The sequence below is a fragment of the Aeromonas sp. 55A genome (assembly GCF_051919665.1).
GTDB lineage: Bacteria > Pseudomonadota > Gammaproteobacteria > Enterobacterales > Aeromonadaceae > Aeromonas > Aeromonas veronii.
Genome location: NZ_JBQBEH010000008.1, coordinates 3,083,364 through 3,105,531 on the forward strand (window position 1 = coordinate 3,083,364; position 22,168 = coordinate 3,105,531).

The 22,168-nt window shown below is 60.3% G+C and carries 20 protein-coding genes; 4 read left to right on the forward strand and 16 right to left on the reverse strand.

All coding sequences use genetic code 11. The features are described from left to right. Positions 1–98: 98 nt before the first annotated feature. The 10 genes from ACTG2G_RS18320 to ACTG2G_RS18365 form a co-directional block, all read right to left on the reverse strand. Entirely contained in the window at positions 99–314 is a 216-nt protein-coding gene (locus ACTG2G_RS18320) for a YdcH family protein (protein WP_005337763.1), read from the reverse strand. 275 nt (positions 315–589) lie between these two features. Beyond that, on the reverse strand, positions 590–1,201 hold the full coding sequence (locus ACTG2G_RS18325) for a hypothetical protein (protein ID WP_257686632.1): 612 nt from the start codon (positions 1,199–1,201) through the stop codon (positions 590–592). After that, positions 1,198–2,559: an MATE family efflux transporter gene (locus ACTG2G_RS18330; RefSeq protein ID WP_005361670.1), complete on the reverse strand. Its 1,362-nt coding sequence runs from the start codon at positions 2,557–2,559 to the stop codon at positions 1,198–1,200. Before ACTG2G_RS18330 ends, ACTG2G_RS18325 begins: the two co-directional genes overlap by 4 nt. Positions 2,560–2,680: 121 nt before the next feature. Further along, positions 2,681–4,504, reverse strand: coding sequence for a SulP family inorganic anion transporter (locus tag ACTG2G_RS18335; RefSeq protein ID WP_021230679.1), 1,824 nt, complete (start codon positions 4,502–4,504; stop codon positions 2,681–2,683). A 71-nt stretch (positions 4,505–4,575) separates the two neighbouring features. Next, the gene (locus ACTG2G_RS18340) at positions 4,576–5,166 is read right to left on the reverse strand and encodes a nucleotidyltransferase family protein (protein ID WP_216953238.1); all 591 of its coding nucleotides are present in this window, start codon (positions 5,164–5,166) and stop codon (positions 4,576–4,578) included. Then, the gene (locus ACTG2G_RS18345) at positions 5,153–5,413 is read right to left on the reverse strand and encodes a GNAT family N-acetyltransferase (protein WP_005337747.1); all 261 of its coding nucleotides are present in this window, start codon (positions 5,411–5,413) and stop codon (positions 5,153–5,155) included. Before ACTG2G_RS18345 ends, ACTG2G_RS18340 begins: the two co-directional genes overlap by 14 nt. Positions 5,414–5,616: 203 nt before the next feature. Next, positions 5,617–6,801: an iron-containing alcohol dehydrogenase gene (locus tag ACTG2G_RS18350; protein WP_439985720.1), complete on the reverse strand. Its 1,185-nt coding sequence runs from the start codon at positions 6,799–6,801 to the stop codon at positions 5,617–5,619. 18 nt (positions 6,802–6,819) lie between these two features. Continuing rightward, on the reverse strand, positions 6,820–7,338 hold the full coding sequence (locus tag ACTG2G_RS18355) for a hypothetical protein (RefSeq protein WP_069555457.1): 519 nt from the start codon (positions 7,336–7,338) through the stop codon (positions 6,820–6,822). Further along, positions 7,319–7,939, reverse strand: coding sequence for a TetR/AcrR family transcriptional regulator (locus ACTG2G_RS18360; RefSeq protein WP_069555480.1), 621 nt, complete (start codon positions 7,937–7,939; stop codon positions 7,319–7,321). Before ACTG2G_RS18360 ends, ACTG2G_RS18355 begins: the two co-directional genes overlap by 20 nt. An 11-nt stretch (positions 7,940–7,950) precedes the next feature. Continuing rightward, the gene (locus ACTG2G_RS18365; protein ID WP_439985721.1) at positions 7,951–9,396 is read right to left on the reverse strand and encodes a coniferyl aldehyde dehydrogenase; all 1,446 of its coding nucleotides are present in this window, start codon (positions 9,394–9,396) and stop codon (positions 7,951–7,953) included. A 212-nt stretch (positions 9,397–9,608) separates the two neighbouring features. Here ACTG2G_RS18365 and ACTG2G_RS18370 point away from each other — a divergent pair, with 212 nt between their 5' ends. The 3 genes from ACTG2G_RS18370 (at position 9,609) to ACTG2G_RS18380 (ending at position 11,530) form a co-directional block, all read left to right on the forward strand. Then, positions 9,609–9,902, forward strand: a complete 294-nt coding sequence (locus ACTG2G_RS18370; RefSeq protein WP_005353197.1) for a hypothetical protein — start codon at positions 9,609–9,611, stop codon at positions 9,900–9,902. A gap of 223 nt (positions 9,903–10,125) precedes the next feature. Next, positions 10,126–11,094, forward strand: a complete 969-nt coding sequence (locus ACTG2G_RS18375; protein ID WP_429205105.1) for a nucleoside hydrolase — start codon at positions 10,126–10,128, stop codon at positions 11,092–11,094. Between the two features lie 106 nt (positions 11,095–11,200). Continuing rightward, positions 11,201–11,530 carry a DUF3634 family protein gene (locus tag ACTG2G_RS18380; protein ID WP_439985722.1) on the forward strand — a complete coding sequence of 110 codons (330 nt, stop codon included), beginning with the start codon at positions 11,201–11,203 and terminating at the stop codon, positions 11,528–11,530. A gap of 87 nt (positions 11,531–11,617) precedes the next feature. On the opposite strand, the gene ACTG2G_RS18385 is transcribed toward ACTG2G_RS18380, so the two are convergent. Next, entirely contained in the window at positions 11,618–12,823 is a 1,206-nt protein-coding gene (locus ACTG2G_RS18385; RefSeq protein WP_439978243.1) for a c-type cytochrome, read from the reverse strand. Continuing rightward, entirely contained in the window at positions 12,820–14,745 is a 1,926-nt protein-coding gene (locus ACTG2G_RS18390; protein ID WP_421266947.1) for an NAD(P)-binding protein, read from the reverse strand. The genes ACTG2G_RS18385 and ACTG2G_RS18390 overlap by 4 nt, the downstream gene beginning before the upstream one ends. Before the next feature lie 367 nt (positions 14,746–15,112). On the opposite strand from ACTG2G_RS18390, the gene ACTG2G_RS18395 reads away from it, so the two are divergent. Further along, a complete protein-coding gene (locus tag ACTG2G_RS18395; protein WP_421337903.1) occupies positions 15,113–15,487 on the forward strand; it encodes a DUF805 domain-containing protein in 375 nt (124 codons plus the stop codon). An 81-nt stretch (positions 15,488–15,568) separates the two neighbouring features. Here the strand turns inward: ACTG2G_RS18395 and ACTG2G_RS18400 are convergent, their stop codons facing one another. The 4 genes from ACTG2G_RS18400 to ACTG2G_RS18415 form a co-directional block, all read right to left on the reverse strand. Then, entirely contained in the window at positions 15,569–16,672 is a 1,104-nt protein-coding gene (locus tag ACTG2G_RS18400; protein ID WP_216978424.1) for a YdcF family protein, read from the reverse strand. A gap of 299 nt (positions 16,673–16,971) precedes the next feature. After that, positions 16,972–17,724 carry a DNA/RNA non-specific endonuclease gene (locus tag ACTG2G_RS18405; RefSeq protein WP_075115225.1) on the reverse strand — a complete coding sequence of 251 codons (753 nt, stop codon included), beginning with the start codon at positions 17,722–17,724 and terminating at the stop codon, positions 16,972–16,974. Positions 17,725–17,957: 233 nt separating this feature from the next. Further along, positions 17,958–19,850 carry a PTS fructose transporter subunit EIIC gene (locus ACTG2G_RS18410; protein WP_439985723.1) on the reverse strand — a complete coding sequence of 631 codons (1,893 nt, stop codon included), beginning with the start codon at positions 19,848–19,850 and terminating at the stop codon, positions 17,958–17,960. A 521-nt stretch (positions 19,851–20,371) separates the two neighbouring features. Beyond that, positions 20,372–22,012, reverse strand: a complete 1,641-nt coding sequence (locus ACTG2G_RS18415; protein WP_439985724.1) for a methyl-accepting chemotaxis protein — start codon at positions 22,010–22,012, stop codon at positions 20,372–20,374. Between the last annotated feature and the right edge of the window lie 156 nt (positions 22,013–22,168).

The window sequence follows — 22,168 nt, forward strand, 5'->3', positions numbered from 1 at the left end:
TAGGCTCGGGTGTCAACTAATTGACTGAAACAACAAAAAGCCCGGCGCGTGGGCCGGGCTGGGGGATAAATTGCTTATCCGCATATTCTTCGAGGCATCTATTGTGGATGTTGTTTGAGGATGTCGTATATCTCCTCTTTCAGTTTGAGTTTCTGTTTTTTCAGATCTCTCACCTCGGCGCTATAGTCGCTGGCGTGATGCTTTTCCAACTTTCTAATCTCCGCATCCAGGTCGTTGTGCAAGTCAAACTTCTTCTGGAAATGGACATCACTGCTCTTCAGTTTCGAGATAAGTTCTCTGTACTCTGGGAACATGTAATGGAGCCTCCTTGGTTTCGTTTGATTGTGCCTGTAAGACCAAAGCTACCCCTTAGTGCCGGGGATAAATGTGATCCTGATCGGATTTGGGGGCAATGATTTGGAGTATTCGGCGGGATATTTATAACTTGTTGAATCAAAACAAGATAAGTGATTTATCAATCTGAATGGTGAGCCAAACTGTGCGACAAGTCACAACAGGGGCAGTGTTGGCGTGAGGGTGCAGGATCAAAAAGGGGCCGACTGGCCCCTCCTTATGGATGCAGGCAACGTTACTCTTTCTCTTCGTCCGCCTGCTCTTTTTTCTTTTTCTTCTCGGGCAGCGGCTTGCCATCGCGGTGGATCACCTTGCCCGCTTCAAAGCCAATCTGGGCGGCCAGCTCTTCCAGATCCGCCGACTTGGCCTGATCCCCGATGGCGTAGCGATAGTTGGCGATGGAGATCTTTTCGGCCACCGGCGTGCCCGGGACGATAGGCTCGCGCCAGCCCTGGCCGATGTGGGCCACCAGGGTGCCGTTCATCAGTAGCTCGCCGACGATCTCCTGGGTCGGATTGCCCTTGCCGTAGGTGAGACCCTGCGGGTGCTTCTTGCCGACCAGCGGCTCGTTGCTGGCGGGGATCAGCTTGGTGCGGATCAGCCACTTGGGCTTTTTGGTGTTGCCCACCGCCTTGCCGGTCTGGTACTCGTTGATCTTGATGGTCTTGATCATCTGGGCCATGAAGTCCTTGGTCAGCGCCTTCTGGGCGTCGCTGGTTTCATCGATGGCGATGGGGGCCACATACCAGGTCTGGGTGGCTTGAGCCTTGGGAGCGGCAGGGGCAGTTTGCGCCATGGCCAGGGGGCTGAGCAGGATGGCAGCCAGCAAGAGTCCTATCTTCTTCATTGTGATTCCGCTTTTGTTTCAACAAGAATTTTGTTTTGCCAGCGACGACTGCGCCAGCGCCAGAACATGGCCAGACCGCGCACCCACTCGTCGCAGGCCAGCGCCAGCCAGATACCGACCAGTCCATAACCCTGCATGATACCGAGGAAATAGGAGAGTGGCACGGCAATTCCCCACATGGAGAGCAACGCCATGTAGAGGGGAAAACGGGCATCCCCGGTGGCCCGCAGGGCGTTGATCACCACCAGATTGAAGGTGCGGCCGGGCTCGAGGATAAGGCTGATAAGAAACAGCTGCGCCACCTGGGTGATGATGTCGGCATCATCGGTAAAGAGGCTGATGATGGTGCGGCCGTTGAGGGCCGCCGCCACGGCGATGACGCAGGTGACCGCCAGCCCCAGCTTGAGGCTCTTGAGCAGCTGCTGATAGGCTCGATCGAACTGTCTGGCCCCCGCCAGATGGCCGATGATGATCTCGTTGCCAAGGCCGATGGAGAGGCCAAACAGCAGGATAAACAGGCAGATCTGGAAGAAGTAGGACTGGGTTGCCAGCGCCTTGTCACCCAGCAGTCCGACAAAGGCTGTCACCACCATAAACTGCAGCATCCAGGAGAGGTTCTCTCCTGCCGCCGGCAGGCCGATATGGAGCACCTTGCCCAGCATCTCCCGGCTGGGGTGGACGATATCGCGCACCACCAGTCGAATTCCGGTCTTGCGGGCCACCAGCCACACCAGCAGCACCACGCCGACCAGTCGGCCAGCGACCGTGCTGATGGCAACGCCTGCGACCCCCAGCTGGGGCAGGCCGAACCAGCCGTAGAGCAGCAGCAGGTTGCCGACGAAGGTGATGAGGTTGACGATGAGAGTCACATACATCGCCTGACGGGTGTGGCCGTGAGCGCGCAGGGTCGCCGCCAGACAGAGGGCCGCGGCCTCCGGCAACAGGCAGAGACCGATGATCTGCAAGTAAAGCGTCCCGTCGCTCATCAGATTGGCAGGCAGGTTCATCAGCGCCAGCATGGTGCTGGCCCCCGCCATCACGCCGATGGCGGCCACCAGACCGATCAGCAGGTTGAAGCCGATAGCGGTGTGGATCACCACCCGACTCTTCTCCCGATCGCCGGCCCCCAGATACTGGGTGATCACCACGCTGGTACCGATGCTGACGAAGCTGAACAATGTGATGGCGAGATCGAACACCTGATTGCCGACCGCCAGCGCCGCGACCCCCTGATAGGAGACATGACCCACCATGAAGGTATTGAGGGCGCCGGTCAGAAAGTGCAGGGCGAGATCGATAAAGAGCGGCCAGGTCAGCGCAAAGAGGGTGCCCGGGCCGGCGTGGGATTGAGATTGCATGGCATGTCCAACAGCTGGGAGGGCACGGGGGAGTGTCCTCTGGGGGCGCATTTAACACCAAGGCCAAGGCCGGTGCAATCCTTGTGCAGGATTGCACCGGCCAGGAGAGCAGGCCAAGGGATCAGGCAGGCGTGGCGCCCGCCTCCTGTTCGCTTGGCAGGGTGAGGCGCGCCGAGTCGGGCAGGGCATCATCCTGCGGCCAATTCGAGCGGATGGCATCTGTGGTACTCTCCACCACCGCATCATCCTTGAACACCGGCTCGCGGTAGCAGCGGGTCAGGCGCAGCGCCTGATACATATCGGGGCAGAGGATGATCCCCTCATCGCCTACCCGCACGCCTGCCTGCTTTAACCAGTGAGTCATCTGGCCGTGGCGACCCGCCATCACCATATGGATGCCGCGCCGTTTCAGCTCTTTGTGCAGCTCTCCCACCATGCTCATCACGCTGATGTCCTGATGGGTGAAGCAGGCGACCGCATCGATCACCAGACACTTGGGGGCTCGGGGATCCTGTACCAGCAGGGCCAGCACCCGCCGTTTGAAATAGGGGGCGTTGAAGTAGGTCAGCGGCGAGTTGAAGCGATAGACCAGAATACCCGGTATCGCCTTGGCCTGTTCGTTATCCCCCAGGGTGCGCACTACCCCCTCGTCATCCATGCCGAGCAGCTGATCGGTGGGGCGCATCACATTGCGCAGGAACTGGAACAGCCCCAGCAACACGGCGAGGGTGATCCCGGGGATCACCCCCATGGTAAGCACGCTGATAAAGGTGACCAGCGCCAGCCAGAAGGCGGAGCGATCGGAATGACGCAGGGCCCAGAGGCCACGAAAATCGGTGAGCGACAGGGAGGCCATCACCAGTACCACCCCGAGGGCGGCGGTCGGGATGTATTTGAGCGGCGCCGTCAGATAGAAGGTGATGAGGGCGATCACCGCCGCTGCGATGATGGAGACCAGCTGGCTCTTGCCGCCGTTGGCGTCGTTGACCGCAGTGCGCGAATCCGCGCCACTGATGGCGAAACCCTGGGAGACTGCGGAGGCGAGGTTGGCCATACCGAGGGCCCGAAACTCCTTGTCCGCGTCGATCTCATAGCCGTTTTTGGCGGCAAAGCTGCGGGCGGTCAGCATCATGGAGACGAAGCTCACCATGGCCAGGTTAAGGGCGGGCAGCACCAGCTCCCGCATCAGGCCGGGAGGAAATTCCGGCATCTGGAACGCGGGCAGGCCGGAGCCCACCGTCCCCAGGGTGGCGATATCAAACTGGCCGAGATTAAAGCCCCACACCAGCGCAGCGGTCACCACCATGGCTACCATGGAGGAGGGCCATGCCGGTTTGTAGCGCTTGGCCAGCAGCAGGGTGAGCAGAGCCACCAGACTCATGGCCAGGGTCGGCAGATGGGTTTGGGTAATATAGGTAGCCCCGCTGGCGATCCGCTCGATGAGGTAACGTTCGCTGAAAGTGAAGCCGAAGATCTTGGAGAGCTGGCCCACCATGATGGTGATGGCCACACCATTGAGCAGCCCCATCAGGATGGGGCGGGAGAGAAAGTCCGCCAGCACCCCCAGCTTGAAGCGGCTGGCAATCAGGCACCAGAAGCCGGTCATGGCGGTCATGGTCATCACCAGTTGCCAGTGACGGGTTGGGTCGCCTGCGGCCAGCGGCGTCACCACGGCGGCGATGACCGCACAGGTGGCGGCATCGGGGCCGACAATCAGCTGGCGGGAGGTGCCAAACAGGGCGTAGACCAGCATGGGCAGGATGCAGGAGTAGAGACCGACGATGGCACCTACCCCGGCAAGCTCGGCATAGGCGATGGCGACGGGCAGCGCCACTGCCGCCACCGAGAGTCCGGCGCGAAGATCTGGCATCAACCAGGCGCGCTGGTAATGCAGCAGGGCGGCGAGGCCCGGTAGCCAGCGTTCGAGAGAGAAGAAGTCGCGCATTATTTAACCCATTGAGTTACAACCAGCTTTTCCCCTAGTGTGCCCAAGGTTATCGAAAGATTGCAATCAGGTTATGGCCAGTTTACCTGAAGGTCAGGCCAGATAGCCTGCCAGCGTTTCTCCTTGATGCGCTGGGTAAAAATCTGTTTGTCCTGACGACATCTGGGGTTGGCACTCACTTGCAGCGACCAGTTGATGGTAAAGCCGTAGGGGGCAAGCCACTCGAACTCGCCATCTCGGGTGAGGCGCACGCCGATGCAGGTGGGCACTTCGACCCAGTGGCTCAGCGCCTCAAGGCTGCTGGCAAACGGCGTTACCAGCTGCCGCGTGTGCATGCGGGCCTGATTGCGCACTTCCCACTGCTGATCCGGCAGCCGCTTTGCCAGCCAGGCTTCATGCGCCGTCTCGGCCAGCCCTTGCGGATCGGTTTTGTCGAGATAGATAAGGTCGATATCGTTGAGCGGGGTGGGCTCCGCCTTGTGGTGAAGGTGATCCCAGATGAGGTTGCGGATAAAACCGGCCCCCAGCGCCCAGTCGGGCAGATTGAGCTCGGCCGCAGCTTGCAGGCAGGCCATCCGCTGCGGATCGGCCCGCAGCAGGGCTTCTGTTTTGGCTTGGAATTGCTGTTCGAGGGCGGAGTTCAGAGGTTCAGTTGTTGGCATTGCGGCGTAACCAGACATCAATGTAGCGGCAGCTCGGCACTATAGTGAGCCCCTCCGCCTGAGTCCAGTTGAAGAAGGCGCGCGCCAGCTGATCGGCAATCCCCTGTACCCGCAGCTCGGGGGGCACGAAGGTGCTGTAGGCGTCGATGGTCTTGGCATCGAGCCGCCGGTAGCGCAGTCTCGACTCTTTTCCCTCCACCATACAGATGAACTGCTGCTGGTTGGCCTGATGGATGATGTCGCTCATGGTGGGCACCTCTGGCATAAAGTTGGGTCTCTCGGCACAACATAACTGTTAGCCAAGGTATAGAACAGATAATGAGAGCCCGTGGTCAATATCATCCCCCTTTGACAGAGGGCGCATCGATATCGCGATGCAGATCAAGGTGCCCGATGGTGAGTCGGGCACCGCGTTAGTGTCAGCACAAGAGTGTTGGCAAAGGGGAGGGATCAGACCCAGGCTCGCTCCAGCAGGGTGAGTAACTGCTCACGGTCGGCGTCCTTGCGATTGAACAGCAGGGCACCGTCGTTGACCGCCAGATCGCGGATCTCGGTCAGTAGCGAGCGATCGCTTACCCCTGCCTCGCTCATGGTGCGCGGCAGCTTGACCGCTTGCCACAAGGTGTCGCGCAGGGTGCGAATGGCTGTGATGGTCGCCTCCGCCCGCTGATGGGCCGGGGTGGCAGCAAAGCGCTCTGCCCCCACCAGCGGCAACAGCAGCCGGGCCAGCTCGTTATCCACCTCGGGGCGGTTGTAGTCGAGCACGGTCGGCAAAAAGAGGTTCATGCACAGCCCGTGGGGCAGATGGCAGCGGGCTCCCAGACTGTGGCCGAGGGCGTGCACCAGCCCCACCATGGAGTTGGAAAAAGCCATGCCAGCCAGCGTGGAGCCTTCCGCCAGTTGCAGCCGCAGCTGTTTGTTTTGCGGGTCGTGGATGATTTGCGGCAGGGCGCTGGCGATCTTCTCCACTGCCATCAGGGCCAGCGCATCGCTCACCGGGTTCTTGGCGGTACCGATAAAGGCCTCGATGGCGTGGGTCATGGCGTCCATGGCAGTGGCGGCGGTGATATTGAGGGGCAGCCCCTGGGTCATGCGCGGGTCTAACACCGCCAGCTGGGGCAGCAGGAAGGGTGAGGTGAAGGGCACCTTGCGCCCGCTCGTCTCATCCTTGATCACTGCAACCAATGTCACTTCTGATCCTGTGCCCGCCGTGGTGGGCACCACCGCCAGCGGCTTGAGGGGACGGGTCAGGCAACCGGTACCCGAGTAGTCGAGTAGATGATCCCCCCCCATGGAAGTGAGAATGTTGACTGCCTTGGCGGTGTCGATGACCGAGCCGCCCCCCAGCGCCACCAGACTGTCGCAGTCAAGCTCGCGGTAGCGTTTGGCGATCCGCTCCACCACGGCAGTGGAAGAGTCAGCCGGGATCTCGTCCCAGATGGCGGCGACCGGCAGTTCCCCCTCGGCCAGCACATTGGCCAGCAGGGTGGCAAGGCCGGTGGCATTGACCCCCTTGTCGGTCAGCAGCAGCGGGCGACGGGCACCCAGGCTGGCCAGCTCGCTGGCCAGCTGCTCCAGCGCCTGTTCACCGGCCAGCAGTTTGACCGGGCAGAAAAAATCGTAATAGCGGCTCATTTCAAGGCTCCTTGCGCGTTAGCCGGTCACCAGACCCAGATAGATGTTGCAGGCCCGGCCGATCTTGTTGGTCGGGGCGGGATAGTGGCGCAGCAGCGGCCGCGCGATAAAAGCGGGCAGGATCAGGGACTGCAACTGCTCAAGCCCCCGCACCAGATGCATGGCAACGGTCAGATCTCCCTCCACCAGCAGCCGGTTTTCGCCAAATGCCTGATTGACCCCGAGCCGAAAGCTCAGGGCGCGAAAGGCGATATTGGGGTGCTTGAAGCGCACCCGCAGCGGATGGATGGTGGCATGAGGGGCGGCTGGCGCACCGGGATACCAGCGGCCACCCTGCTTGTGCATGTTCATGGCGTAGCCGATGCCGCCTACTTCGAGGCGGATTGCCAACCCGTCCGGCAACGGCGCCAATTCACGGCGGACTGCCTCGTCGGTGCGGGCGGCGCGACAGAGTGTACGACCCACCACCCAGAGCAGAGTGGTGATCCAGAGGCGGCGACCAAGGGCGGCTAGAGATTCAACGGTCGGAGTTGTCATAGGGGTTGGCTCCTGAGATGGCTGACCAGAAGAGGGCGAACGCACTGGCTTGCCAGTAGTCGTCCTCTCCCAGCTCCGGTTGATCGACAAACAGTGATGCGCAGGCGAGGAACTGGCCCTGACACACCTCCAGCAACAGTGGCGCGGGGGCCTGCATCAGCTCGCCGCTGGCCTGCCCCTTTGCCAGCAGGGCAGGCAGAAAGCGCAGGGCATCGTTCAGGATCTGGCTGCGGGCCGGTCTGGCCAGCAGCGGAGAGTGAAAGAAGCCCAGCACAAATTTGAGCTCATTGGGGTTAGCCTGCATCCACTCCATCGCCAGCTGCCAGTAGTGGCGGGTCTGGTCGTACAGCGGCAGGGTGGGATCTGCTTCATGGATGGCGCTCCCCATCCGGGTTTTCACATCCTGATAGAGGGCGAGGATCAGCGCCTCCTTGCTCGGAAAGTGGTGGAACAGGGTGCCGTTGGCCACCCCGGCCGCCTTGGCGATGCGGGCGGTGGCGGCCCCCTGCAGACCATCTTCGGCGCAGAGGGCGAGGGCGGCATCCAGGATCTGGCGGCGCTTGTCGGTCATGGTTTGTGGCTGCGGGATAGCCTGGTTCATGGTCATCTCCATCAGCGCAGGAAGAAGGCCATCATCAGCTTCTGGATCCAGCTGTTGTAGGGGGGATGGATCAGGGAGCCGGTGGTGAACTTGCCGCGGGTCAGCACGGTTTTTGCCTTGGAGAAGGTGAGGAACCCCTCGTGGCCATGGTAGTGGCCCATGCCGGAGGCGCCGATGCCGCCAAACGGCACATCGTCGGCAGCCACCTGAAACAGGCTCTCGTTGATCGCCATGCCGCCGGAGTGGGTCTCTCGGGTCACTCGCGCCTGCAACTCGGGATCGAAGCTCATCAGATAGAGGGCCAGCGGGCGGGGCCGCTCAGCCACATAGGCGAGCGCCTCCTCCAGAGTGTCGTAGGGTATAAGCGGTAGCAGCGGCCCGAAGATCTCCTGCTGCATCACCTGACACTGACTTGGTACCCCGGTCAGCAGGTGGGGCACCAGCAGGCGGCGCTGGTCGTCGCGGGCCGGGCTGCCACAGGGGTGGAGCTGGGCTCCCGCCTGCTCGGCTTCATCCAGCCAGCTGACGAGGCGCTGATACTGGCGGTCGTTGATGATGGCGCCGTAGTCGGCACTATTGAGCCCCTGTGGGTAGAGTTTGCTGAAGTGGCGGCGATAGGCGGCGATAAAGTTATCCACCTCGCTACGGGGCAGCAGCACATAGTCGGGGGCGACGCAGATCTGCCCGGCGTTGAGGCTCTTGCCGAAGATCATCCGCTCGACCGCGGTGGCGACCGGCATGTCGGGGGCGATGAGACAGGGGCTCTTGCCACCCAGCTCAAGGGTGAGGGGGGTGAGCTGGGGCGCGGCGGCGGCCATCACCAGCTTGCCCACCATGGTGGAGCCGGTAAAGAGCAGGTGATCGAACGGCAGTGAGCTGAACGCCGCCGCCATCTGGGCATCCCCCTCGATGATGGCGATCTCGTTTTCGTCAAACACGCTGGTGAGCATGGTGCGCAGCACGGCGTTGGTATGGGGGGTGAACTCGGAGAGTTTCAGCATCGCCCGGTTGCCCGCCGCGATGGCGGTGATGAGGGGGCCAAGGCTCAGCATCACCGGAAAGTTCCACGGCACGATAATGCCGACCACCCCGAGCGGCTGGAAGTGCACCTCTACTTTGGCGGGGGCCAGCAGCAGGCCGGTGTGACGGCGGTGGGGCTGCATCCAGCGCTTGAGCCGCTTCTGGGTGTAGTTGATCTGCATGATGCAGGGCAGCACATCGGCGATCAGGCTGTCGTAGTGGCTGCGCTGGCCATAATCTGCTGCCAGCGCCTTGCTCAGCTGCCCCTTGTGGGCGAGCAACGCCTGTTTGAGTTTGGTCAGCTGCGCCCGGCGCTCGGCCAGGGTTGGCATGGGGTGAGCCAGACTCGCCCGCTTGAGCCGCGCCAGCTGATCCGGCAGGGACAATTTGATGGCGAGGATATCCTCAGGAGTGTGTTTAAGCTGCGCCGCACCCATGTTGTTCTCCGCATGAAAAATGACCGACTGATTAGTCGGTCTAAATCTAGCTGTTTGTTACCGGAATGTAAAGCTGGCAAGCTGTCTGCCGTTCACCACGAGCCGGACGCAAGAGAGAACTGTGTGTCTCCCCACACTTTTGTGGTTTGCTCGTTGGTGGCTTATCTAATAAGGGGTAGTTTTTGGCTATTAACCTACACGGAGAGAGCACTATGACCAGGGAACTGAACAGCTTGTTGGCCCGGCTTGAAGATGTGGTTGAGCGGATGCCGGATTGCTTCAACACCTACGAATTCGCCCAGAAGCTGGCATTGCAATATCAGCCGGAATTCTTTGCCGCGGGCCACTCTCTGGCCGAGCACGAGGGCAAGGTACTGCGGGTGCTGCACCAGAAGATCGCCGAGGCGCTGGCAGGCAGCGAGATGGTGATTGAAGGGGCACTGCTCCCCTGCGTCACTCCCTGGGGGGAGAAGGCGACCTCACCGCGTTGGCATCGCAAGCACTGAGGGGCGTAGTCAGGCAGATCACTGCCAGATAGCAGATAACGAACAACGATAAAGGGCGCGGCGCTGGCAACAGGGCCGCGCCGTTTTTTGTGCAGATTGTCGCCAGCAGCGCCCCCGCTGCCGGGAGCAAAGGCCCGGTCTGTGATCCCATGCCGGGATACGGGGCCGTCAGCCGGGTAGACTCTCCCTTTTGTCGCAGGGTTTGTCACCGTAGGAATTTCTCATGACCCATAAAATCATTCTGGATACCGATCCGGGTATCGACGATGCCATGGCCATCCTGTTTGCCGAGGCCCACCCCGCCATCGAGCTGCTCGCCATCACCACAGTTTTTGGTAACGCCACCATCGACAATGGCACCCGCAACGCCCTCTGGCTCAAGCAGAAGTACGGCATGAAGGCGGATGTGGCCAAAGGCGCGGCTGCCCCGCTGCTGCGCGAGCCGGTCGGCCCCACCACCATAGTTCACGGCCCGAGCGGTTTTGGCGACCTGGAGGCGGGGGAGGTGAATATTGCGCCCGATCCCCGTCCCGCCTGGCAGTACATTGTCGAGGCGGTCAAAGCGGCGCCGGGGGAGATCACTCTCGTTACCATCGGGCCCCTGACCAATCTGGCGCTGGCGCTGCAGCAGGCGCCCGAGATTGTTTCACTGGTGAAACAGGTGGTGGTGATGGGGGGCGCTTTTGGTGTCAATGGCCATCGCGGCAACGTCACCCCCTATGCCGAGGCCAATATCCACGATGATCCCGATGCTGCCGACCGGGTCTTTACTGCCGACTGGCCGGTAGTTATCATCGGGCTTGATGTGACTCAGCAGAGCTTCTTCAGCAGCGCCTATCTGGATGAGCTCAGGGACAAGGCGGAGGAGCCGGGCCGCTTCCTGTGGGATGTCAGCCGCTTCTACCTGCGCTTCTACTCCGAGAAGCTGGGGCTCTCCGGTTGCCATGTCCACGACCCGTCCGCCATCGCCTATGTGATTGATCCGACCCTCTTTACCCTGCGGGAAGGGCCGGTGCGGGTTATCACCAGCGGCCCGGCCATCGGCCACACCCTGCAAAAGTTCGATGGCAAACGCCACTCCCACGATGACTGGGCAGCCTATCGTCCGCAGCAGGTCGGGGTGGCGGTGCGCGATGAAGCCTTGCTGGCGCTCTATCGCGAGACGCTGGTGGGCTGGGGCAAGGATTGCTGAGCAAAGAGGCGCTATTACGTTGAGGCGGGGGCTGTGATCGGCGCCAAACAATCGGAACGCTCGGCCGCTTATACTGCCTTATATCAAGAGCTTGGGAGGGATGAAGATGGCCTGGATTTCCTTGATAGTGGCGATAGCCCTGATCTGGTGGTTGATGAAGCTGGGACGTGGCGCCCTGTTCGAGATCCGTCTTGCACCCGGCAAGGTAGTGGTCAAGCAGGGCAAGGTGTCACCCGCCTTTATTGAGCATGCTAAACAGATCCTGCGCCACGACACGGTGCGCGGTCGCATTGTGGGGCAGCGTGATGGCGATGGCGTCAAGCTGATCTTCTCCCGCTCCATCCCCGAGCCGGTGGCCCAGCGTTTTCGCAATATCTTCCCGTATGGCGACTATCGTCACGTCACCGCCCCGGGCGCCAAGCCGCGCAAAGGGTAAAGCAGTCCGAGTGCATCAGATAGCAAACGGGCCTCCAGTGGAGGCCCGTTCTCTTATGGCACTTGGTCAAGAGAGAGCTGACAGCCCTTACTCCTTGCCGTGCAGCTCGCGCTGGGCCTTGACCGCCGCCGCCTTGACGGCGGTGCCTTCATTGCCCCAGGAGGCGCGCAGGGTGTTGACCAGCTCGGCGAGCCGCTCGTCATCCATGGTCCAGCCATAGCCCGGCATGTGGTAACCCAGATGGCCGTGGGTGACCGGGGTCTCGGCGCCGTGCAGCAGCACGTTGATCAGGCTCGACGGATCGCTCGCCAGCACGGTGCGGTTGTTGACCAGCGAGGGGATGACGTGGTCATTGCCCTGGCCGTTGGCCCCGTGACAGGTGGAGCAGTACATGGCGTAGTCCGCCTTGCCGCTGGCACTGGCGTAGGCGCGGGCCCCTTTCTCCGCCATCGACTCATCTTTCAGATCGGTGAGATAGGTGGCGATGCTGGCCAGATCGGCGTCGCTGAAATACTGGCTGCTGTGAGTGATCACTTCCCCCATGGGGCCCGCGACCGCTTCATGCTGGCTGCGGCCGGTTTTCAGCAGGTCGATCAGCGCCTGCTTGCTGTAACGGCTGCCGCGAATGTCGGGGGCATACCAGCCATCCAGCGCTGCCCCGCTCAGGTAGACGGGATCCACCTCGGTCAGCGCTTTCTCCTGCATCCCCAATCCGCGTGGAGTGTGGCAGCTGCCGCAGTGGCCGGCGCCTTGCACCAGATAGGCGCCACGGTTCCACTCTTCGCTCTTGCCCGCCACCGGGGTGAAGCGGCTGTCATCGTGGTAGATCCAGTTCCAGCCCATCAGCGGCCAGCGCATGTTGAGCGGCCAGGGGATGTCGCTCTCCTTGTTGGCGATGGCCAGCGGTTGCACCTCCTTCATCAGATAGTGATAGAGATCTTCGAGATCCTTATCGCTCATCTTGGCGTAGGCGGTGTAGGGCATGGCCGGATAGAGGCGATGACCATCGCGGGCTACCCCTTCGCGCATCACCTTGATGAACTCCGGCAGGCTGTAGTTGCCGATACCGTGGGTCTTGTCGGGGGTGATGTTGGTGGCAAATACGGTGCCGATGGGGGTCGGGAACCCTTTGCCGCCCGCCAGCGGCTTGCTGGTTTCGCTGGTGTGACAGGCAGCGCAATCGCCCAGCTTGGCCACGTATTCCCCTGCCGACATGGCGGGGGCTGCGTGGGCGGCAAGGGCGGGCAGGGCCAGCAGCAGGGCGCTGGCGGTCAGTGACAGAGCGCGGCTCATTGGGCACCTCCCTTGCTCATGGCTACCAGCTCGTTGACGGCGCGCCACGCTTCGTCGATGGCGGCGTGGGCGTAGGGGCTCCAGCCTGCATCCGAGTTGGCGATGGTGATGTTGCCGATCGGTTGGCGACCCAGTTCAATCCATTTTTCGCACTGCGCTTCGTCATCAAACAGGGTGTTGGTGACATAGGAGTAGCCGTGAGACCAGCGGTTGACCGTGATGGCGAGGATGTCCTGCTCATGGTTGAAACCGGCGCTGCCGAGCATCCCCTGCAGCTGTTCGCGGATCATCTGTTCATGCTGCTCGAACGGCATGCCGAGGATCATGGCGCGCCCCTTGCGGGACTGTTCGCGGGCCGACAGACCGCTGCCCGGCAGGGTCGGCACATAGACCATGTGCAGGCACATCGGCTGATCCGGGCTCTTGGGATGCTCGTAGCCACCCATGCTGACCGGATAGTCGAGCTTGACCCGGCTGTAGGGGGCGGCGGGGGAGTAGACCTCGTGTACCCCCAGCTTGACGAAGGCTTGCCAGTTCTTGATCACCACCTTGGTGTAGACCAGCGGCGCCTTGGCATTCTGGCGCAGCGCCTCCTTCTGGGGCTCCGGCATCTCGGGCACCATGTAGGGGATCATCATGTTGTAGCCCGCCATGATCGACTGCTTGGCCCGCACCCGGTGCAGTTTCCCCTCCTTGATGTAGGTGACATCCACCGCCAGCTTGCCGTCGGCGAGGCGCACGTTTTTGGCCTGCAACGCCGTGCTGCCAAGGCGCAGTTGCACCTTGTGCTCCGGCAGGTCGAGCTTGCTGTAGTCAAACTTAGCCAGCACCACATCCTGCATGGTGTGACCCGGCGCCACCTGCGGAATGAGCTTGCGTACCATCAGGCGGGTGAGACCGGCGTTGCCATCGGGGAAGTGGAAGATGTAGGGATCGTCCAGCTCCGCCTGCTCCTCGGCATCCAGCGGCGTCAGATTGAGGCCGTCGAACCCCGGCAAGGCGCAGAGGCGCGCATCGGCGCAGGCGGTGGCGTCGATGCCGACTGCCTGGAAATCGTTGGTGCGCTGCTGGAAGTAAGTGATCGCCCGCTCGCTGAGACCCACTTTATCGCGCAGGAAGGTGGTGTAGCTGTTGCGAGTCACCCACTCGTCCTGCTGCTCGCGGGTCATGCCGCTCAGGTAGTCGATCTTCGATTCGTGCAGGGCCAACAGGGCGGCCTTGTCGGTATCATCGAGGGGGAAGTCACCGATAAACTCTGCCAGTGGCCGGCCGTTCAGGCGATCGCGGGGGATATCGTCCGCCACGTTGTGGCCCGGATCCCCGCTTACTATCTTGTTGACGCCAAAGTGCTTCTCGTCGAAATAGACACCACGGCTCAGCCCCAGATCCGGATAGAAGGTCTGCTGGAAACCGGCGGCTAGCTCGTCGATGTTGACCTCCAGCGCCTTGAGCAGACCCAGCGCCACCGGGCTGTAGACCGAACGCGGTGATTGCAGGGACTCACTGCCGCCGTAACCCAGACGCAGGCCATCGGGGGTGGTGAACTCGTTGCGCTTGGCGTGGCCGCCAAAGTCGTCGTGGTTGTCGAGTAGCAGGATCTTTTTATCCGCGCCGAGCAGTTGCTGATAGAAGCAGGCAGCGGCCAGACCGCTGATCCCGGCGCCGACGATCACCAGATCGTACTCCCCCTCAAGGGGAATATTGGCAAAATCATACTGCTTGCCGTCACGGGCGATGCTGTGGGCCGGTTCGAAAGAGCCCGGGTGGTTGCCGCGCAGGCCGGTGAGGGCGGGCGGGTAGGCCAGGGTTTTATCTGCCAGCGTGCTGCCGCTTTCGGCAGCCTTGAGCAGATTGATGGGGGCGACGCCTGCCGCAATGGTGATGGCAACGCCGTTGAGAAAATCTCTGCGTGTAATACTCATGGCTATCCCTGTGTTAGGAGAAGTAATGAATAAGTGGATTCATTATGGGAGGGAGACACAGATCCTGTTCAGGATTGGGCGCCGAATCTACCGCTATCCTCACGCTGAGTCCATACGATTGCTAATGGATTATTAAGCACCATTTTCCTGCTTGTGACGAGAGTGATGCGCTGATGGGGGGGATTTGCCCTGTTGCAGGGCAAATTATCTTCCGGCTCAGTCGGTCAATGATTGCCGCAGCTGATTAGTTTGGGAGGCGTTCGGGCATCATTGTCGACTCGGGGGGATGATCGCGCTAAGCTCTTAACTACTTGTTTTATCGACTCTCTTTTTTATTCATAGGCATAAAGGCCACTCAGGAGGCGCAATGAACTGGTATATCTCGGTCCTCAAGCAATATGCGGTATTCAGCGGGCGGGCCCGTCGCACCGAATACTGGATGTTCGTGCTGTGCAACGTCATCGTCATGTTGCTGCTCGGCATGGTGGACAAGCTGATCGGCGGCGACAATGAGCTGATAAGCTCCATCTATTCGCTGGCTGTGCTGCTGCCATCGCTGGCGGTGGCGGCCCGTCGTCTGCACGATACCGACCGCAGCGCTTGGTGGCTGCTGCTCGGGCTCATCCCCATTATCGGCACCCTGGTGCTTATCTACTTTATGGTTTGCAACGGCCAGCAGGGGCCGAACCGCTTCGGTGAAGATCCCAAAGCGGCCCCCTCACAGGGCTTTATCGTCAGCTAACGGGCGCGGCTTGGCCAATCATCGGTCAATAAAAGAGAGGGAGGCATCACGCCTCCCTCTCTTTTTCGTGTTGATGGTCGATCAACGCTCAATCAGCGGGGCGGAGCGGTAGCTCCACATGCCGTAGGTACGCAGGGCATCCCGGTAGATGCCGAGCAGCTCGCTCTCGCTCGGGGTGGCCAGCTCCTCGAGGGGCTTGTCGGGGTAGCTGACGCTCGCCACCTTGATGTTGGCCGGGCCAATCTGGTCGCAGGCGATTTCCAGTACCGTCTGGCCGCGGCGTACATGGCTGGCGGAGCTTACCAGCACCGCATAGTCAATCTGGTGGCGGGCGAGGGCATAGGCGCTGTAGAGGGCGTTATCCACCGTGCTGGTGGCGTAGTTCTCTTCAATCAGGCGGCTGCGGTCGATGCCGTGGTTGGCCAGCCAGTCAGCCATCAGCTTGCCCTCGGTCTGGCGGTTCTGGGGCACGCCGCCGGTCAGGATGATCAGCGCTTCCGGATCGGCCTTGGCCAGCTCAAGGGTGGTTTGCAGCCGGCCCAGCAGGATCTTGTCCATGCTGCCGTCGGGATTGAGAGCGTAGCCTAGGGTGACGATGGCGCGCTTGCCCTCCCTGCTGGCCTTGAGCTGATCCTCGGTCAGTTCGGTTTGCAGCGGGGCGGCGGTGATCCGCTGCACCCGAGCGATGATCTCCTCCAGATCGGCAGCGCGGCCACTGTTGCGATCCGCCACTTTCGCCAGATAGCTGCGGGAAGCCTCCTTGTTACCCTTCACCAGCTGCCAGATGGCGAGATAGCTGTTGATGTCGAGATCATCGGGGGCGACGGCCTGCGCCTGCTCCAGCAAGGTGATGGCGCGGCTCAGGTTGCCGTTGTAGAGCTGTGCGTTGGCCGCCGAGATGAGCAGGTCGGTGCGGTAGGGCTCAAGCTGGTAGGCGGCCAGCAGCCGCTCGGTCACCAGCTCCATATTGCTCGGCATCTTGGCGGTAAAACCGGCGTGGGAGATTTTGGCTGGCGACTTGTAGATCTGCAGCGCTTCGCCGAGCAACATGTCCACCGCCTGGCGTTTGCTGACCAGGGTATTGAGGTCGTGCTCCATTTGCATCGAGCTCTCGGCCGCTTGCAGGGCGAGGGGCGAGAGCGCCAACAGGCCGCCGAGGGTGAGGGCAAGAAGGGTCTGTTTCATCAAAAGGTCCTCTGTCGGGCTGAATCGCGCCGTGGGCTCCGGTTTGCGGGCCGATGGGATAAGGCAAATGTGCGTCAATTCAGTCTGTTAGTGCCAAAGAGGGGGCAATATACCAGTTAACGGTGCGGTAAACTGTGAGTCGGGGCGAGTCGTCGGGTGATGCCACACCTGTGGCCGCAAAAATGGCCGCAACGGGTCAGCAGCCATCTGAAAAGGGCAGGGGGAGCGTGACTCCCCCTGCCTCTGTTGCGATGCAAGACAGATGGCGTCTCAATCCATCTGTTGGCGGGTGTTCGCGCTCAGTTCCACATCTGGGAGACGCGGGCTTCCAGCGTCTCTTGCTGCTCTTCGGGCATATCGCTGAAGAAGTTGAGCTGGGTCTGCTCCTCCACCTCGCGTACCGAGACCCGGTAGTCGGCGATCTGGCTGATGGGCACCTCTTCCTGCGGCATGATAAAGGCGATGGCCTGCAGTCTGGCCGGGTCCATCACGATCTTGTAGTAGGCGCTCGGGATCGCCACACCCTGACCGATGGACTCTTCAGAGCCGGTAAAGATGGGGCCGGTGATCACCTGCACATCCTTGCGGGAGACCGCCCACTTGTTCACCTTGTCCTCCAGCACGCGCCACGCCTTCTGGTTGAGCACCCCGATCTGCGGTGTCATGTTGCTCAGCAGGAAGCTCTCTTTCATGGTGTTCTTGTTCGATTTCATGTCTCCCGCCGGGGCCTGATGGCCACGGTCGTAGCCCGAGCCCTTGTAGTCGGAGAGGGTGGCGCGGTAGGCGACCGGGATCTCCCTGTCCTCGGCGAAGGCATCCTTGCGGGGCACTGTGCCCTGTGCGCTTTGGGCGGTCATCCGGTAGGAGACCCAGTCCGCCACCTTGTAGTCGTAGTTGTAGCCGACAGCATACCCTTCACGGCAGAGCTTCTGATCCGATTCGGAGGGCAGACCAAAGCGTACGTGCTCGCCGCACTCCCAATGGGCGGCCAGCAAGGGGGTGGCAGTGAGGGTGAGGGTAACAGCCAGAACCAATTTATTGATTTTTATCATTTTTGTGATGCTCCAGTTTAGTAGGCGGAGCCATTTGACATGAGATCTGACCAGCGCTTCAATTGCTGTTTTTTTACACGTCACCGTTCTGTGACGGCTCGCCAAGATCCGTGATGTGACTGGTTAATATGTTTTAAATCAGTGGCTTGGTCGGTGGGATGATGTGCGGTTGCTCGGCAGGCAACGAAAAGGGGCCCATGATGGGCCCCTCGTACTGGTTGGTCTGACTGCTATCAGGCGGCGTTTGCCTTGTTGCCCAGCGTGCGGGCCAACAGTGCTTCCGGATTGTGAATCGCCTCCTTGGTCTTCACATCGATGACCTCGATATTGGTGAAGCGCTCGCGGTTCTTGATTGCCACGTCGTGGGCGAAGATGACGCAGCGGGCGTTGGCGACATCCTTGGCGGTAATGCGGTTGATGATGCCGTTGGCGCCCTGGGTCTCGACCTTGATCTTGATCCCCTGCTTGGCGGCAGCCTTCTGCAGGCTCTTGGCGGCGAGGAAGGTGTGGGCTACGCCAGACGGGCAGGCAGTGATGGCCAGTACGTCCGCTTCTCCTTCCGCTTCAATGACTTCGAAGCTGGTGTGGGTGGCGGTCACGTCATCTTCTTCGCTCACCGGCTTCTTCAGCAGGTTGACGATGATGGCGGTGGTCAGGGCGCCGAGGATGGTACCCAAGATGTAGCCCATCTTGCCTTCAACAACCGGCAGGACAATCCAGCCACCCCAGGGGGCGTGGTTGATACTGTGCATCATGAAGCCGGTGATGTTGCCGACGATGCCGCCTGCGACGATGGCCGGGATAACACGCATGGGGTCAGCCGCGGCGAACGGGATAGCACCTTCACTGATCCCGATCATGCCCATGATGGCGGCCGCTTTACCGGATTCACGCTCCTCTTTCTTGTAACGCTTCGGAGACATAAAGGTCGCCAGTGCCATACCGAGCGGCGGTACACAGATGGCGATACCGACGCCGCCCATCAGCCAGGGCTGGGTGTTGACCTGAGTCTGGGCAAACAGGGTCGCAACCTTGTTGACCGGGCCGCCCATATCGAAGGCGGTCATACCACCCAGAATGGCACCCAGCATCACTTTACCTGAGCCCGCCATGCTGGAGAGCCAGTGGTTCATCCCTTCCATCATGGCGGCGATCGGGGCACCGATCCCCCACATCACGATGCCACACACCAGGAAGGTACCGATCAGCGGATAGATGAAGATGGAACCAAGGGAGGCCATTGAGTCAGGCAGCTTGATCCGTTTGAGCTGATTGACCACGAAACCTGCGATAAAGCCAACCAGAATGGCGCCAAGGAAACCGGTTTGATAGTGCTGAACGGCAATCCAGGAGCCGATCATGCCCGGGGCCAGGCCCGGCTTGTCAGCCAGCGAGTAGGCGATGTAGCCACCCAGTACGGCGGTAAACAGGGTCAGACCGGCGATACCCATGGTGGCCATGTCTTTGAGGAAGCCCGCCTCCGGCACGGCGCCCTTGCCGCTCATCATCACCGACAGGGAGAGCAGCACACCGCCCGCCACGATGAAGGGGATCATGTGGGAAGTACCAAACAGCAGGTGCTGCTTCATGGTGTTGAGGCGATCCTTGAAGGTGCGCTCTTCGGGGGCCGCCGGGGCAGTGGCTGCCGGTTTGGCGGCTGGCGCCGTTTTTTCCATTTTCGGGCCCTGTTTGAGCAGGGTCAGCGCTTGCTCAACGGTAGTGGCCGCCTTCATCTGCTCGATAAAGCCCGGCTCCAGCAGACGGGTAGAGAGCTCGGCCAGCACTTCTATGTGGTGGTTGGCGCCGCCATCCGGGGAGGCGATCATGAAGATCAGTTGAGTTGGTTTGCCATCTTCGGCGCCGTACTCGATACCCTGACGGCTGACACCGATGGCAATGGCCGGACGGCTGACCGCCTTGCTCTTGGCGTGGGGCAGGGCGACACCCTGCTCGAAGCCGGTGCAGTCCAGCTGCTCGCGGGCCCAGATATCCTTGACGAATTGCTGTTGATCAGACACGGCGCCATCGCGCGCCAGCATCTGTGCCATCTCGTCGAACAGGGCCTCCTTGTTGGTGGCCTTCAACTCCAGGCAGATGAGTCTGCCGTTGGTCATGGTGGGTAACATATTACTCTCCTGGCTCCGTTGCCGAGCCGCATGATGGGGGGAACAATTGACCTGGATATTGTTCTCCGGTTGGCGCGGAGCCGAAATCGGACAAATGTGCCGTTTACTGGATTTTTGTGCGGTGTAAGTCGCCATGTGACCCAGCTCGCATATCATCATGAAAGCCAATTTATACCGATATTTTTATTTTTTTAAATAAAAACAATTAATTATGAATGCATCTTGCTACTTGCATGAGTGCGACGAAAAGGTTTCGCCTTCGGAGGTATGGAGATTTGTGTGCTGCTTTGAGGGCGGAAAATGTGAAGGTGCTGGCAAAACGCGTTGAGAGAACAATCAGAAAGAGGGTGGGCTGCTCTTGATGTGAGTTAATCCATCTACTGATCACTTGTTATGTGCATCATCGGTGTCTTAGGGTTTTGTATGGTTCCTTATTTGACAAAGCCCGCCACTTTTATGAATGGCGGGCTGTTTAGTGCTTCAGCCTTATTGGGCTGATGAATGAGGGGGGGCAATCGGGGCTATGTCCGAAACTTGCGTACAACCTCCTGCAGTTGTGTTGCCAACAGGTTGAGGTCGTTGCAAGCCTGAGCCATTTGTTTGGCGCCGGTCGCCACTTCTTCCGAGGCATTGCTGATGTTGACTACATTGCGATTGAGCTCCTCGCTTACCGCCCCCTGCTCTTCAGTTGCGGTGGCAATCTGAATATTCATGTGGGAGATACTGTTAACCGAGCTGCTTATTTCGGCTATAGAGGCTCCCGCTTCACGAGCTGTGTGGACCGTCTCGGACATCATATCCTGACTCTGTTGCATGGTGACGCCCGCTTCGTTAGCGCGCTGCTGCAGTTCGGAGATGATGTGGTTGATCTGGGAAGTGGAGTCTTGGGTTCGTTTGGCCAGAGTGCGGACTTCATCTGCTACCACGGCGAAACCACGACCTTGTTCACCGGCTCGGGCTGCCTCGATTGCCGCATTCAGTGCCAGCAGGTTGGTTTGCTCGGCAATCCCCTGAATGACTTCAAGCACCATGCCGATATTTCGGCTGTCATCACCCAGCTGGCGGATCACCAGAGCTGTCTCTTCGATGGCGGTAGCCACCTTTTCAATCCTGCCGATTGAGTCATTGACGGTCTCGCTGCCTTGTGCGGCTGTGTCGCTGGCCGACGTTGCTGCGCTGGCGGCGTCGTTGGTGTTGCGGGCCACCTCCCGTACCGTGGCTTGCATCTCGTTCATGGCTGTGGCCAGCTGATTGAGCTCATGTTGCTGGGCGCCCATGTTGTTGGCCGATTGCTGTGCCACCGCGCTGATCTCTTCGGCGGCCGCGCCCAACTGCACTACCGAGCCGGAGACCTCGTTGACCAGCATGCGCAGATTGGATTGCATCTCATTGAACCCTTGAGCCAGCTTACCCAGCTCGTCATGGGAGAATTGCTTCATGTCGAGTTGGCTGGTGAGGTTGCCTGCCGCTACCTGGCGGGTCTGCTCCAGCAGGGTCATCACAGGATTGCGGATCTGCCGGATCAGCAGCCAGGCCACAATAACGACGAACAGCAAGGTTAGCGCACCGACTGTAGTGCTCAGCAGTTTGGCCCGTTCATAGGAAGCCTCACTCTGCTTGGTCAGCAGGTTGGCGACCCGATCGTTCTCCTTGCGAAGCTCCAGACCATCCTGTCCTGCCTGCTCGAGGGCAGCGCGGGATTCGTTTTTGATCAGCGACTGCATCTTGGCAATATCTCCCTGCCGTATGGCTGTTTCTAAGTCACCATGGGCTGAAAAATATTTGGCTGCTGCAGTTTTCAGCTCTGCAAACATGTTGCGATCTCGCTCCGACACAAAAGGCATCGATCCATACCGTTGCTCGGCGGCCATGTACTGACTCTTTGCCGCTTCGAAAGACTGTGTGCTGCTGTTGAGGGAGTCGGGATCCTTGCCCAGTGCATCTATCACCATGTTCAGTTCGGCACGGCGCGCGTCCAGCAAGGACACATGCATCTGGCTGGATGCCCGGATGGAGGGAACGATATTGTCGCTGACCTCACTGGCGTCACGGTAAATATTGGAGAGTTGTAAAGTGGCAAACCAGGCAAAACCCAGCATCAACAAAGCGAGAGTGGTAAACGTCATGGTCAGCTTTTGCCCAATTGTCATTTTTGTCAGCATATATCCTCTTTTATCTATTTTTGTCAGGGGATCTTTGTGTGAAATTTATATCGGCGAATAGATGTGATACCTTAAAAATAAATCAAATAAAAGAGATCTTAATCACAGAGGGTATTTAAGGTCTATTTCTTTACTGCAATGAGGTTTGGCTGGCAT

Coding starts and splice junctions, on each gene's coding strand:
- ACTG2G_RS18320 (WP_005337763.1), bottom strand. CDS start 314: ATGTTCCCAGAGTACAGAGAACTTATCTCGAAACTGAAGAGCAGTGAT.
- ACTG2G_RS18325 (WP_257686632.1), bottom strand. CDS start 1,201: ATGAAGAAGATAGGACTCTTGCTGGCTGCCATCCTGCTCAGCCCCCTG.
- ACTG2G_RS18330 (WP_005361670.1), bottom strand. CDS start 2,559: ATGCAATCTCAATCCCACGCCGGCCCGGGCACCCTCTTTGCGCTGACC.
- ACTG2G_RS18335 (WP_021230679.1), bottom strand. CDS start 4,504: ATGCGCGACTTCTTCTCTCTCGAACGCTGGCTACCGGGCCTCGCCGCC.
- ACTG2G_RS18340 (WP_216953238.1), bottom strand. CDS start 5,166: ATGCCAACAACTGAACCTCTGAACTCCGCCCTCGAACAGCAATTCCAA.
- ACTG2G_RS18345 (WP_005337747.1), bottom strand. CDS start 5,413: ATGAGCGACATCATCCATCAGGCCAACCAGCAGCAGTTCATCTGTATG.
- ACTG2G_RS18350 (WP_439985720.1), bottom strand. CDS start 6,801: ATGAGCCGCTATTACGATTTTTTCTGCCCGGTCAAACTGCTGGCCGGT.
- ACTG2G_RS18355 (WP_069555457.1), bottom strand. CDS start 7,338: ATGACAACTCCGACCGTTGAATCTCTAGCCGCCCTTGGTCGCCGCCTC.
- ACTG2G_RS18360 (WP_069555480.1), bottom strand. CDS start 7,939: ATGAACCAGGCTATCCCGCAGCCACAAACCATGACCGACAAGCGCCGC.
- ACTG2G_RS18365 (WP_439985721.1), bottom strand. CDS start 9,396: ATGGGTGCGGCGCAGCTTAAACACACTCCTGAGGATATCCTCGCCATC.
- ACTG2G_RS18370 (WP_005353197.1), top strand. CDS start 9,609: ATGACCAGGGAACTGAACAGCTTGTTGGCCCGGCTTGAAGATGTGGTT.
- ACTG2G_RS18375 (WP_429205105.1), top strand. CDS start 10,126: ATGACCCATAAAATCATTCTGGATACCGATCCGGGTATCGACGATGCC.
- ACTG2G_RS18380 (WP_439985722.1), top strand. CDS start 11,201: ATGGCCTGGATTTCCTTGATAGTGGCGATAGCCCTGATCTGGTGGTTG.
- ACTG2G_RS18385 (WP_439978243.1), bottom strand. CDS start 12,823: ATGAGCCGCGCTCTGTCACTGACCGCCAGCGCCCTGCTGCTGGCCCTG.
- ACTG2G_RS18390 (WP_421266947.1), bottom strand. CDS start 14,745: ATGAGTATTACACGCAGAGATTTTCTCAACGGCGTTGCCATCACCATT.
- ACTG2G_RS18395 (WP_421337903.1), top strand. CDS start 15,113: ATGAACTGGTATATCTCGGTCCTCAAGCAATATGCGGTATTCAGCGGG.
- ACTG2G_RS18400 (WP_216978424.1), bottom strand. CDS start 16,672: ATGAAACAGACCCTTCTTGCCCTCACCCTCGGCGGCCTGTTGGCGCTC.
- ACTG2G_RS18405 (WP_075115225.1), bottom strand. CDS start 17,724: ATGATAAAAATCAATAAATTGGTTCTGGCTGTTACCCTCACCCTCACT.
- ACTG2G_RS18410 (WP_439985723.1), bottom strand. CDS start 19,850: ATGTTACCCACCATGACCAACGGCAGACTCATCTGCCTGGAGTTGAAG.
- ACTG2G_RS18415 (WP_439985724.1), bottom strand. CDS start 22,012: ATGCTGACAAAAATGACAATTGGGCAAAAGCTGACCATGACGTTTACC.